The organism is Treponema sp. C6A8, assembly GCF_000619925.1.
Taxonomy (GTDB): Bacteria; Spirochaetota; Spirochaetia; order Treponematales; family Treponemataceae; genus Treponema_D.
Genome location: NZ_JHVB01000002.1, coordinates 116,731 through 131,026 on the forward strand (window position 1 = coordinate 116,731; position 14,296 = coordinate 131,026).

Here is a 14,296-nt window from a genome sequence, read left to right on the forward strand (position 1 = left end):
AATATCAGTATAAAAGCAATACATCGCAGGATTTTACACCCTGCGATGCGATGAATCCATTCCTTCAACTTACTACTCAATTACAAAGAGATAACCGTCGCTGCGGCCAAATACCTCAGGCTCATACATACATTCAGCCTGTACAGGAGGTGTCGGGTAAATACCACGTCGTACAGCCCGGAAGGTAAAGTCAAAGAAGTAGCGGCCAGAACGCATTTCGTCCCAGAAGAACTGAGCTTCATTATCAGTTATGTTCTTGTGACTCATAATGCTTCGCCAGCTCTGAGAATTAGAAGACTGTGCCGCAGAACCGCTTGTGACAAGTGTCGAATCAAGGATTTCTGCACCCGACGGAATCGGGGCGCGAACTGCAACATATTCTCTTGTGCGGTTGGTCTGAATGAAGACCTTAGCCTTATAAATCTTACCGGACTCAAGTTTTAAGTCGCAGGTATCTTTAGTAACATTTATAAGTTCGCCAGTATCAAAATCAGTGATTTCATAAGTGATATTCAAGCCTTCATCACGAGCTGCCTGGGCTTCATCCGGCAGGGCGTATTTCATTTCTACCGTGTAGAAGAGATAACCGTCTCCTTCCTTTTCAAAAACAAGTGGAATTGCCTTATCACGTGGAAGAGAAGCTATGAATTCATCTTCAAAAGGAAGTTTTAAAGTCTTAGGCTTTGAAGCAACACCCTTGAAGCTTTCCTTCATAAGCTGACGGCCACTCAAAGAAGCAGTTGCCGTATAATCAGTTGCATCAAGATTACGCTTTTTAATATAAGTATAAATTGATTCAAGAACTGATGCAGTTGTACTTGTGTTCTGCCAGTAACCGTGCGACTGCTTTCTCAAAAGAGTATAAATCAATCTGTCTACCATTCCGTCATCAGGATTTTCAGAAACAAAAGCAGTAAGAATTGCCGCATACTTCAAATCCTCATTCTGATAGAAGAACCAGTAGCCGCTTCTTGCTTTTTTAGAAAGAGTAACTCCCCGCTGGTCCGGCTGCAGATATGGCCTGATTTTTCCGTTGATAATTTTTACCTTTTCCTTATCTGATTCCTTATCAGAATTTCCGTAAGCCAGAGAAAGATAGGCGGCAGCATCCAGAGGCAAATCATCGATTCTTGAATAAAGTTCATCCCGAATAGAATTCAGAGAAGTATCTTTTACCAGACTGAATACATAGCAGGCAAAAGCTTTATCAAAATCATAATAATTTGAGTTTGTCAGTCGTTTTGAATAATTTTTAACCGCAGAAACAAGATAGCGCTTAAGGCTTGCTACGTTTATAGGAATATCATCAGGACTATATCCTCTCTGCATTGCAAGGGCATAAATATAAAGAATACGCATACTTACAAAATCTGAAGAATATATTGACTCAGGCCAGTAACCAAAGCCACCGTCCGAATGCTGATAATCCTTCCATTTACTTGTCCATTTTGTAACGCAAGTCTTGATATCCTGAATCTTTGAATCCATTCCAAAAATATCGATGTAGTCTCCAAAACTTACAAGAGGCAGGATTCGTGAACCCTGCTGTTCAAGACAGCCGTAAGGATAATCAAAGAGGTAATTTACCGAACTTCCAAGAAGTCCAAGGCGGGTTGCATCAAGAGTAAAGCTAAAATCACCGCGACCTTCTTTTGCAAAGCCCGGAATTATTACAGATTCTTTTTCAGAGCCGCTTTTTTCATCAGAAATTGTACCGGTCATTGTCACTGTTTCGTAAACAAAAGTCTTTTCAATTCTGATTGGAGAAACAAGCCTTTCATTCAAAAGGTCAGATTTAATCTTATAAACAAGATTTACAGTTCCCTCTTTTTGTGCAGCTACATCAAAATAAACTACAGTAGACTGACCTGAAGCAACGTAAACAGTATGAGAACTTTCTCCATCAACAAAGCCTTTTCCAGGAATTGTTTTACGGCCTTCAAGTTTATCCTGTTCGGTGTCCTTTGTCGGAGACTGAACTTCTAGGCTTACAGTAACCTTCTGACCGTCCTTTCCAAGATTTGAAATCAAAACACCGCATTCCGCAGTATCTCGTTCACGGAGTCGTCGAGGCTGAACCTGCTGAATATTTATAGGATTCTGGACTTTAACTTCTTCTTCCTGCAGGGCAAACAAATCATCTTTTACGCCAAAAGCCGTAATTCTGTAAGTTGTAAGACTGTCCGGCAGTTTAAAGGTAACCGTAGCCTGGCCGTTTTCGTCTGTAATCATAACAGGCTCAAAGAAAGCGGTAGGACGGAAATCCTTTCGTTCATCTTCCTTCTCTTCATCAGAGTCACCACCCTTAAGATCTTTTACACTATAAGTAACTGGGTCCATAAGCAGGGCACGGGAATCTCCACCGTAAACACGAAGCGGGAAGTTTGATTTACTATAGAAAAAATCTATCGGGTTCGGAACGTGATAATTAATTAAATCAAGAACGCCGCGGTCTACAGCCATTGCCGTAAGCTCTGCGCCAGCGTAAGGCTTTCCACCCTTTGTCGCTGTAAATTTAATGGTTGCAGTATCGCCCGGCTTGTAGCTTGGCTTATCGCATTCAACCTTAACAGTGAAAGAACGTACATAAGGATTTATTAAAAGCGGAGTTACACCGTAGTAGCCCTTTGGCTTATCAAGGTCCGGCTCACCATATTTGTGAACAGGCGGGCCCTGGCGTTCTGAATAAGAAGAAACCGAAACATAAACAACAGGAACATAGTTTCCAGCAACCGGAATTTCAAGAACTTCTGCACCATTTTCAAAATGACGGATTTCTTCTGTAAAGATACCTTCGCGTTCAACAGTAATCAGATAATCACCGGCAGGAAGAGGACTTTCCAGAAGCACCCTTGCAGTTTCACCCGGATTATATTGAGACTTATCAGGAGTAAGCTTCAAAGAATTTGAATTGTACTGATCAAACCAGCTTGAACCACTACCTGTAACATAGAATTCACTCTTACAGATAACCTTGTTTCCGCGGCTGTCTTTACCTGTAATTTTCAGAGTGTACCAGCCGCTTGATTTAGGAGTAAGAGGAAGAATTCCATTAGCCAGAGCCTTAAGGTCACCGCTGACATCTTCAACATCTGACCTTTCATAACGAGTGTAAATTGTATCATCAACACTCTGCTCATGAACCATTGTCCAGACTTCATGAGAAAGTGAATATTCAAGCCCCGAAACCTTAATTGCAACTTCACCTTCCGGCATAATTTTGCCGTCCGGATTTACAAGAATGTAAGGTATTTCAAGTTTTTCACCGGCCTTTGCAAAACCGCGGGTGTTACGGGCTTTTGCAATTCCAACGTAGAACTGGGCAGGATGAACAAAAATATCATTAGAAGCAGCAATTCTCTGATTTGAAACATCCGTTACGGCAGACTCTACGTGATAGATGTAAGGGGTGCCGTCTGTAATTTTTTCTGTTGAGCAGGAAATTGCAGCAGTACCGTCAAGACCGAGAACGCCCTCATCATTTGAATAATAATTTCTGTCAGGATAGATTCCCGTATAGAAAGAATAGCCTTTGGCTGCCGGCTCCGAAGTTTTGAAAGTTGTCGGAGACTTATACCAGGAAACTTCATACTGAGCGCCGCTTAATGAACCGCCGGCAAGATAATCTGCAGAAAGTGTTGCAGAAACTTTATCTCCTCCAAAATAAGAAACCTGAGGAACTGTGATAGAAGATTCAAACTTAACCCGCTCAAAGTCAGCAATCACAAAGGAGATTAATTCACTTTGATTTGATTTTCCATCCCGTGAATAAATCAGATTATAATAACCGCGTTCAACATCATCAGGAATTTTAAATGAACCATAAAAACCGCCTGATTCAGAAAGCTGGCCTTTTATAGGAGTGATAATATCCTTAGATTTCCAAGAAGTGCCTCTTGCCGAAATTGCATATTCCCCTTTATGTGGCGTAAAGGTTCCTAAAAGCTGGTCGCGGTCAATACCACGGAAGGTTACGATTTCACCAGGACGATAAATTCCCCGGTCTACGAACATAAAGGTTCTCTGTTCAGGAGTTCGGGCCCGTCCAATGCCGGCAGTAGTCACACCGTCACGCCATGAATTATGAGAAGAAGGAGCAAAGGCTGCCCGGTCTTTTCCATTTACAACATAAACAAAGGCGTCCCGACCTTCTGCCGTAATTTTTTCAATTTCTTCTTCAGAATAATTGATTACAGCAAGGCCGTTTTTATCTGTTCGTCCCTTTGCATAAAGCTTATCGTATGTGCCTGCATTTCCATAAACGAAAATCTCTTTCGGGTATTCAGATTTTCCGATATGGTCCAGATAATCGTTAAGATCGTGAACTATGTAAACTTCCGCATTTTCGACCGGCTTTCCGCTGGAAAGACTTCGCACCATTACGACAGCTTTATTTATAGACATACGGGCAGTAATACCAAGGTCGGTAACCTGCACTACACCACTCATAGAGGTCATTTCTTCCTCATATTTTTCTCTCCAGTAATTATATTCCAGATATTTTGCATTACCTTCGAAACGCACAAAACCATAACCGTCATCAAGGAAAGGATCCAGTTCAAGCTCCTGGAAAATTCTCTGATTTCTGCTCTCCAGATCCAGGTTCCCGATAGATGAAATTGTATTATTAAATCCGTAAACACCATTTCCTGACGGACGGTCTGTTTTCTGAAGCTGATAATTTCCATCAAGAAGATTCTGATACTCAAAAATCATTTTGTGAGGGAACTGAGCTTCCAGCATTGTCGTTCCATGATTCTGGAATCTTACATAAGATTTTTCTTTCGGAGTCTTAAAATCATAAGATCTGGTTGAAGAGGCAAGCATTTGCCCATATTTATCTTTGAGTCCGGCATTTATTGTAAGTTTATGATTTTGATTATAATCAAATGGCAGATTGCAGAGTTTTACCGTACGGCCATTTACAATAATATTTTTTTCAGTAAGTTTCTTTCCGTCATCCCATGTAAGATTTTCAACAAGAGACTGTTTATCAGGTATCTGGGAAAATGTAAGTCTTAAAGGCCATGCAATTTTTACAGAAGAATATTCTGTCAATTCGGCCACACGAGTAACTTTAAATGGAAGAAGTGTGTCATATCCCTTGGCTTTCCCATTAGAATTGCTTACTTCAACCCTGGCATTATGAGGAACGTTGTCTTTGATTTTTACAAGGAAAGTATTTGAGCGGCCAGCGTCTTCATCAAACTCGGCATGATTAGCCCACATATGAAAAATATCTTTGTAGACTGCTTCAATATCATATTGAACAGTTTCACCGCTCACAAAAACTTTAAGTCCATGTCGTACAGCAGAAACAGTTGTTGTGTAATTTGTTCTCATCACAAAACGATTTTCATAAGGCGGAAGGGCGCCAGTATCCCAGCCATGAGCGCAGTCGCTGTCTTTTACATAGCCACCCCAAATATTGATAACTTCAATAGCTTCTGCCGTAGTCCTAAACTCTGTTTCTCCTGTAAGCTTTTTACCGCCCGCAGATTTTAGTCCCGGCTTAATTTTGATTGTATATTGAACTGTCGGATCTGCCGGCAGGTCTGATTCAAAACTCAAATGCTTTGTGCCGTACCAGCGGAAAACGCCAGGAAGGGGAGGCTCAATCGACATGATATCAGAACTTGTCTGAGGCTTATCTACTGCCTGTAAAGAACGGGCAGGTCGTGAAAAAATAACATAAAAAGAAGGATGATTTTCTCCTGCAACGATTTTTCCCTGAGGGCCCCAGTCTTCAACAAAAAATTCTTTTGTAGAATCATCTTCTTCCGGTTCATCGGCAGGTTTATAATTCTGAAGCGTCGATTTTTTTGTTACATATTTTGTCAGATAGTCAGAAAGCTTTCTTATTCCCGGAATAAATGATTCACTTTTATCATTTTTATCAGCCGGATTATTTTTACCATTTTTCCCAGTACCAGCCTGCCCATCATCATTTCCCGCAAAAACAGAATCAGGATATTCAGGAGTGTAATCCAGAGTAAAAAACTGACTTACAGAATCGTAATCAACAAGATTTGAAGAATCTGTAGACAGATGAAGTGATGCCCGTTCCTTATACACAGGCTTTTCCTCTGAATAAGATTCCGCATTAAAAGGAGTTCCAGCAAACCCTGCTGAAACTCTGGCCTTTTTTACCGGTCCAGCTTTTTCACTCGGATTAACGGCAGCTGTATCTTCACTTTTCACGGCTGATTTATTTTTGCAGCCGGCAAAAAGCAAAGCCAAAATACAAAGAAAAATAAATATTCCAGACTTCTTCATAAAAACCTCTGTAAATAGAGTTTATTATGAAGATTATAACACGATAATGCGGCTAATAAAATCACACCCGAAGGATTTTATTCTTCCGAGATTGTTACACGAAAGCTTCTTGAAGTCTGCTCCCTTGATAACAGATCCCAACTGAATGAAATTGCTGAATCTCCAGCATCAGATTCGGAATTTGTATCTGTAAAGACAGAATTCAAATAGCCAAGATTTGGGCCTGTACCCGTATAGCTTCCGTACCAGAATCTTGAAACATCATCTACGCCAAGAGCATTCTTAAGGAATACATTGAAGCAATATCCACTGCCAGCCATAGTAAATCCGTTATTTGAAGGATTAATCTTTACCTTGTCCGCATCAGGCTTTGTAGCATTAGTTTCCGGAGCAACAAGGGTATCCATAATTACACCAAGCTTATCTGCACCACTGACGTCAGCCTTAAGCAAAAGGTAAGGAGTATCGCCGTCATAGCAGACTTCAGCAGTTACAGAAAGTGATATTCCAAGGTCATCTGCAGATTTTTCTGCAGCAGTTTTTTCAGATACATCCAGCAAATAGAATTTTTCTGCCTTTGTTGTGTTTCCTGAGCTTTCTTCAAGCTTTGCAAGATAAAGACTGTTTCCCTGCTGAACCAAGTAATGAAGTCCGCTGAAATTGTATGAAGTTGCTCCCCAGTTTTTACCGCCGTCAAGGCTTCCCACAATATCAACTCCGCCGGTTTTACTACCTTTATCTGTAGCAGTATAAATCCAGTTTGTATTTACTTCATTTATCATAGAAGCAAATCTGAAGGCAAGCTGCTTTGCATTAGTAACTGAAGAAGGACGAACATAGCTGCGTGTATCGCTGCGAGTCCAGCTTGTATAGTCTGTAACCTTAGTAAAATCAGAAATCTCAATCAGATATTCTTTTGTTTCAACCACACTAGAAAGTTCTGCTGTCGCAGAATAAATTACCTTTATTGTTTTTCCAGAATACTGACTGTAAACAGAATAAGGAATTGTGATATTTTTGTTCGAATCAACATTTACATCTTTATCTCCAGTAATATCTGCTGATTCAACATAAACCTTAGGATAATCAGAATTCCAGCTTGCCTTTTCTGACTTAGAAACATCAATCTGAATATCACCATTACTGTTTATGTTTGTCGCTGCTGTTTTTGAAGTAGAAAGCTGTAAACTATCACTATTATTTTTTTCCTTATTGTAATACTGTTTTCCTACAGCAGTAATTCCTGTTGTAGTTTCAAGATCAACTGTAATAATGGTGTCGTAATAGCGAATATAATTTGTATTTGTCTTGTTTGTAACCTTTACACGTACAATAATATAGTTATAATCAGTTTCAACATCAAAAGTGCCGTTTTTTGTTTTAGTACCATCAGTTGAAGTAACTTCTTTCAATTCTATTTCGACTGGGCTTGCTTCTGTCACATCTTTTTTATCGTTTCTATAAACAAAGGCTTGTACAATCTCGTTGTCATTAATAGGAAGAGCTTCAATTGTGTATTCACCAGTTCCGTCTGTTAATTCGAATTTGTTTACATATTCCTTACCCTCAGAAACTCCGGTCTTTTCTGTTCCAACATCATCCCACTTAAAGCCAGTAATTGCTTTATTAGGTCCTCTAACGTTATAAGTCTGCAAACGGGTTTCTGTATCGCCTGCGCGAACAAAGGTAACCTTATAATTTTTGGAATAAGGTTCTCCCACAGCACTAGTAACTTTATAAATGACCTGCGAAGTTCCAACTGGAATATTCTTTACTTCACTAGTCCAGCTTGTATATGGCAGTTCAGAAGGTTTTGTGATTACAATACCGTTAATATCATAAGGTTCTAGAATAACATCTGCCTCAATACTTTCATTTTCTCCAGCCATCTTGTTATAAGAAACAACAGAAATAGTCTCATTCTTCTGGCTTGTATTCATCGTAAGAAGAACTTTATCAGTTTGTGCATTAAGATAGTAAATAACATCATCAAAATCACTTACATAAACTCCGTATGAAGAACCTTTGTCAATTGCAGGTTTAGCAGTAAGTGTATGACAATCCAAATCTGGCTTATTAAAGGTGATTTTGCTTGATTCTTTTTCACCTACAAGAATCGTAATTTCTGTTTTTCCCATCGGCAAATCTTTAGTAGTTCTGCCATTGGCAACATCATTTGCATTTTCAGTCTGAATTTCACCAAGGATGATTTCATAATACTTCTTGCCATTTATTTCTTTATAAGTATGTGCCAATGTAGTTTCTTTCGTAGGATTCATAGAGAAACTTTCATTTGCGGTTGAATTAGTACTGCTTGCGCGGATATTCTGCACCTTATACGAAATCTTTTTGCAGGCAGAAGCATCATCATCAGCCATTCGGAAATAGATTTTTGCAACGTCTGTGTCTGTTGTTACAGTTTTTGGAACATTTTCTACAATGTGACGAACACCGGCATCATCATCTGTATCCAAGTAAGAATAATAACCATTTTGCTTATTATTTTCATTTATCGTCTCAATAATCAACTCTTTCACTGCTGTGTTAGAGTCACCAGGCTTAGAAATCACGATTTTATGATAACTCACATCGCTGCGAGTGCTAACATCTTCTGCGCGTACATTTTTGCTTGTATCAAAATCATCAGAATGATAATAAGGACGGCTAACTGTTTTAAGCCAGAGTGTAGTTAAAGCACTCGAATCTTTATTGCTCAAATCAAAAATTATACGGTTTGTATTATCAGCTCTTAAGTAACCAGTTCCCCATTTTGTACTATCTTCTTCAGGACAAGTATCTCCAACATAATAATAAATATGAGTATGACTGTCGTATGGTTTTACGCTGAATTCCATTTTCGTAACATCACAGGCATTGTCTGCACGCACATACAGTGAATAATTATTTGGCTTATTTTTTTCACCACCATTTGTCAGAGCTACCTTAGCAGGAAACATTGCAGTAACACCAGCCTTGTAATTTGCCTTTGCCCCAGTATCTTTATCCATGTAATGCGCAGTCCAGGTTCCCGACTTAGAATCCAAAGAAGAATAATTTATAGCTTCCAGAATTGTGTTTCCGCTCTGTTTGTAGGCATAAATTGTGTAAGTACGAGGTTGGCAACCTTCTTCCGTAACCGTAAATGTGATTACCTGAAGTCCGCCAAGAAGATTTACGCTGTAATTATTTGATTTCAATTCAGAATACTTGGTCTTTGAAACAGGATTTGACATAGTTTCATTTTCCGAAAGTTTCGGATTAAGAATAATCACATCTGTATTTTCTGAAACGACTAGCGAATAAATTGTTTCATCTTTATTAAAAGTAAAGTTTGTGATTGCCTGAGTTTCTTGATTTGTTTTGTTTCCCTCATCATCAATTGTTACAAGATTTGTAACAGAAAGATCTTCCAGCTTTGAAGTGTCGTCCTCACAGACTGGCGAAGCAGAACTGCCACCAATATCATTCAGAAAATCCTGACTTGTAGAATAATACTGAACTCTTGGCAATGTGATGGTATAAACATTTGTAATCGGATTTGTTTTATCATAAGCGAGCACCGTCGCCGTCACCTTTGTTACACCGTAAGGAAGGCTTGTAATACGCACACGGTCGGAATTCTGATTTTCAACCGGAAGAAGAATCGAAGAAATATCTTTCTCCTCAATTTCCTCCATTTTTTCCAGGCCGGTAACCGTCTCTCTTGTAACAGTGCTTGTAGTTGTTGTCGTTGTGCTTCCGTCAGAATCAGTATGCTCTTCAACACTTGTCGTATTTTCTACATACGAAGCAACTTTTTTTGTTTCCTTCGTCGTTTCTGGACCTTTTATAAGCTTTCCGTTTGCATCAACCTTTACTACAGTTTTTGTAACAGTCTGATAGTATTCATATTTATAAACAGGTTTTGCGGTGTAAGAAGCAGACCAGCTTACAGTGGCATTTTCATCAGAAGGAACAGCCTTAAGATAAACAGTATTATCCTTGCTTGTCAAATTAGCGGTTTTATAATCTTTTACGGAAGGCTCATAGGAAATCTGGTTTTTATTAAAACCGTCGCTTTCCTTTAAAACTACAAGACCGGTTGTTAAATCAGTTTTTTCTGAATTTCCTTCTTCAGCCTCAGAAAGTGAAGTCAAAATATGTTTTTTATTCAGATATACAATATAGGAATCCGAATAATAATCATCATCAGCAATAATTGTAATTTTGACGCAGGTAGTTCCATAAGGAAGATTTGAAAAAACAATCGGATCTCCGTTACCTTCTGCCACCGAAAATTCAACCGGCATTTGAGAAGCTTCAGGCAAATCAACAAAGACTTCCATGTTCTCTGTAATAGAGTCAGATGAAAAAATTCCATTCGCAATATTTGTTGTACGAGTCTGAACTGCAGAATAAGTAATTTTTGCGTTTGAATTATTTTTAAAGGCCTTTACCGTAACCGGATCGTCTTTTGCACAAAGGAAAACAGACGAAGAATGATTTCTTGCCGCTTTCTGGGCGTCTGTACAGTCAGCAGATTTATCATAGCCAACTTCGTATTCATGCTGAGCAGCATTATAAAAAATCTGATTGTAATTTCCTTCTGTTGCTTTTAAAACGACAATACCGGAAGTAGTTTCTGTATTTTTTACTTCATCATCAGAAGAATAAAAGGCCTCGGGATTTGAATTAATAACACTTCCGCCCGAAGAATTCTGTTCGGAAGAAGATGAAGATTTTCTTCCCCTTGAAGAAAAAGAAGACAGACTTAAGCTTGTATCACCGGTCTTAAGTGAGCCGTCAACATTCATAAAATCATCAAATAAACTTGAACAGGAAGTTGCCGGCAAAAGCGCAAGTCCAATCAAGACTTTTACTATTAATTCACACTTTTTAGCAGTCTTTTTCATATCTGATTTTTACTCCTGTTTTTCCACAATGAATTCTACGCGGCGGTTTTTCCACCAGTTACTTCTGTCTTCCCATGCCGCAAGTGGATTTGCTCCACCCTTTCCCTTAGCAATAAGAATATCTTTTGTAATTCCTCGCTCCGAAAGAAGCCCCATAATCGCTTGTGCCCGAAGCTGAGAAAGCGGAACAAGCTCATTTATATTTTCACGTTCAGTATTTGTAACGTTATTAGCATAACCTTCAATTGTAATCAGACAGTCCGGATGCTCCTTAATCTGATTAGCAATGCTGTCCAGAGTTTCAATATTTTCACGGCGCTGTTCTTCAGAAATCTGATTAAAGCTTGCCTTGTCCGGGTCAAAGTGAATTGTATTAACCACAATCTTCCATTTTTTATCAGGAATAATAACCTGAAGCGGGATTCCGGTTTTTACAGAATCCTGAGCAACAATCACAGTCTGTCCGGTTCTCGTAACATCTGCGGCAGAAGGAACTACAGTCAAGCGGATTCCATAAGTGTTCATAGCAAATACATCTTCGCCACCGTTTCCTTTTCCATCCCAGCTGAGAGTCTGCGGCGGCATACCGCTTCCAGAATATTCGCGGAAAGTAGCGCCTTTTGGATCAAGAATTTCAAGTTTCCAGCTCTGAGGAGGCTCACAGATATTTGTAAGCTCCGGAGTAAGGATTGCAAGGTCGTTTAGGCCGTCGCCGTCCGGAGTAAAGTTTTCATGAATATTTGACTGAATTTTAAGCTCAACAGGCAGAGGACTGTCAGTTGAAACAAAGTCAGAAGAAAGAGTTTCGGGAAGAGCTTTCTCCTGCATTTCAGCAGGCTTTTCCTTTCTGAACTTCTGAGACCTGTTTTTGTGGAAGGCAGATCCCGGATAAGTTCTGATTCCGATATTTGCGGTAAAGAACATTGCAAGTCCGCCGCCAATACTGTTGTCGTAAAAAAGATTGAAATCACCTTCAATAAAAGGAATAAAATAGTCTGTGCCCAGATAAAAGGCGTTTTCAAAGGTGACTTTTCCAAAAAAGCAGCGGGCACCGTCCTGGGCAAAGCCTACAGATGTAAGGCGGCCGTCAGCCTTTGCTCTTGTTGAGGTATAATAATCGGTAGTAATAAAATCGACGCCAAGCGCAAGACCCGGAATAATTTCCAGCCAGGAAGGCAGCTTTGAAATCGAAGCCTTTGAAATTACACGGCGAAGACGGAATTCAAAAAGATTGTTTACAAAGTTTTCCATCAGGGCCCCGGAAGCGGTTCCCTGGCCGTACATAGAACGGTTGTAATCAAAACCAAAAAGCCAGCCGCCCCAGTTAAAGCCGAATCCAGCTGCAATATCCCAGCCATTATCTGTCATAGGAACAAAATCCTGGCTGGTAAAAGAAAGCGGAAAGGCAAGTCCGCCATAGGCTTCCAGATAAAAGTTTGAAATGTCAAAATCAGCCGCAGAAGGGAAGAATTTTCCCGAATCAGATTCGGCGTGAAGATTAGAAATATTTGTAAAAATTAAAATTAGAAAAAGAGGTAGAACTTTCCCACAAAGTCTGCTCATCAGTCATGTCCTTAATTCTCCGACGGGACAGCCATTATATCAAGAAAACCCTGATATGTTCAAGCAAACTTTGCGGTTTTTTACGGTTTATTACTTAATATTACAAAATAAAAAAAGGAGGGATTTAAGACCGAACAAATCTGAACGATTAAATATCCCTCCCCTATAACATAGCACCTGAAACCTTACTTTCCGATGATATCTCTTGCCAGAATCTTAGCAATATTTGGACGCTTTACCAGGTCGCCCTTCAAGCCTTCTTCGCGGGCCTTGTTTACATAGTCCGGGCTCTGGAAAGAATACTTGAAGTTTGTATGAACATCGTATGTTCCCTTCATGAGAGCGTAGGCATCTTCTGTCATTACCAGCTCTTCGTCTGTCGGGATTACGAAAATCTTTGTCTTTGAGTCATCAGCGTGGATGTATGTTTCAGCATTACCTGTGAATGACCATTCGTTGCGCTGTGCATCAATCTTGATACCGTAGTTTTCAAGACCAGAACAAGCCTTCATACGAGTGATTGGTCCGCGTTCTCCAACACCTGCAGTCCAAACGATTGCATCTACACGGCCGAGTTCTGCCATGAATGCACCGATATACTTCTTAATACGGAGAGCTTCCATTTCAATAGAAAGCTGACAGAGCTTGTCCCCCTTTGCAGCATCAATTTCGATATCGCGGCGGTCAGAATATTTTCCTGTGATACCAAGACATCCACACTTCTTGTTGAGAGCCTTGTCCATTTCGTCAGCTGACATACCAGTTTTTCTCATGATATAGAATGGAAGAGCTGGGTCCAGGTCTCCGGAACGAGTTCCCATTACAAGACCTTCAAGAGGTGTGATACCCATTGTTGTATCGTAGCAAACGCCGTTCTTAACAGCACACATAGAAGAACCGTTTCCAATGTGGCAGATGATAAGGTTGCAGTCTTTTGGATCTTTTCCAAGGAGAACTGCAGCGCGCTTTGCTGTATAAAGGAATGAAGTTCCATGGAAACCATAGCGGCGTGCAGCGTACTTTTCGTACCATTCGCGTGGAATTGCGTACTGGAAAGTTTCTTCTGGCATTGTCTGGTGCCATGCTGTATCCATGATAGCTGAGTGAGGAACGTTTGGCATAACCTTCTGAGCAGCTTCAATACCCATGATGTTAGCTGGCATGTGGAGAGGTCCGAGGTCTACTACCTCGCGGAATCCGTCCAAAACCTCAGGAGTGATAAGTACAGACTTTGTGAACTTTTCGCCACCATGAAGAACGCGGTGACCTACAGCTCCAATTTCGTCCATAGATTTGATAACACCAACTTCCGGGTCTGTAATTTCTTTAATGATAAGTTCAATTGCTTCTTTGTGAGTTGGACAAGGGCTTTCGATTTCTGTCTTCTTTCCTTTAGCCTTGTGAGTAATGCAGCTTCCTTCAATACCGATGCGTTCTACAACACCGTTAGCCATTACTTCTTTGTTGTCCCAGTCATAAACCTGATACTTTGCAGATGATGATCCGCAGTTCAATGTTAAAATAACCATTATAAACCTCTAAAAATAATATGCGTGTAAAAATAA

General features: G+C 40.0%; 4 protein-coding genes. All 4 read right to left on the minus strand.

The window, feature by feature from the left end; genetic code table 11:
• Positions 1–72: 72 nt before the first annotated feature.
• Entirely contained in the window at positions 73–6,276 is a 6,204-nt protein-coding gene (locus tag T530_RS0104235; protein WP_027727954.1) for an alpha-2-macroglobulin, read from the minus strand.
• A 77-nt stretch (positions 6,277–6,353) separates the two neighbouring features.
• Positions 6,354–11,168: a hypothetical protein gene (locus T530_RS0104240; protein WP_027727955.1), complete on the minus strand. Its 4,815-nt coding sequence runs from the start codon at positions 11,166–11,168 to the stop codon at positions 6,354–6,356.
• A gap of 9 nt (positions 11,169–11,177) precedes the next feature.
• Positions 11,178–12,731 carry an OmpA family protein gene (locus tag T530_RS0104245; RefSeq protein ID WP_027727956.1) on the minus strand — a complete coding sequence of 518 codons (1,554 nt, stop codon included), beginning with the start codon at positions 12,729–12,731 and terminating at the stop codon, positions 11,178–11,180.
• Between the two features lie 185 nt (positions 12,732–12,916).
• On the minus strand, positions 12,917–14,260 hold the full coding sequence (locus T530_RS0104250; protein ID WP_027727957.1) for an acetate kinase: 1,344 nt from the start codon (positions 14,258–14,260) through the stop codon (positions 12,917–12,919).
• Positions 14,261–14,296: the final 36 nt, after the last annotated feature.

Coding starts and splice junctions, on each gene's coding strand:
- T530_RS0104235 (WP_027727954.1), bottom strand. CDS start 6,276: ATGAAGAAGTCTGGAATATTTATTTTTCTTTGTATTTTGGCTTTGCTT.
- T530_RS0104240 (WP_027727955.1), bottom strand. CDS start 11,168: ATGAAAAAGACTGCTAAAAAGTGTGAATTAATAGTAAAAGTCTTGATT.
- T530_RS0104245 (WP_027727956.1), bottom strand. CDS start 12,731: ATGAGCAGACTTTGTGGGAAAGTTCTACCTCTTTTTCTAATTTTAATT.
- T530_RS0104250 (WP_027727957.1), bottom strand. CDS start 14,260: ATGGTTATTTTAACATTGAACTGCGGATCATCATCTGCAAAGTATCAG.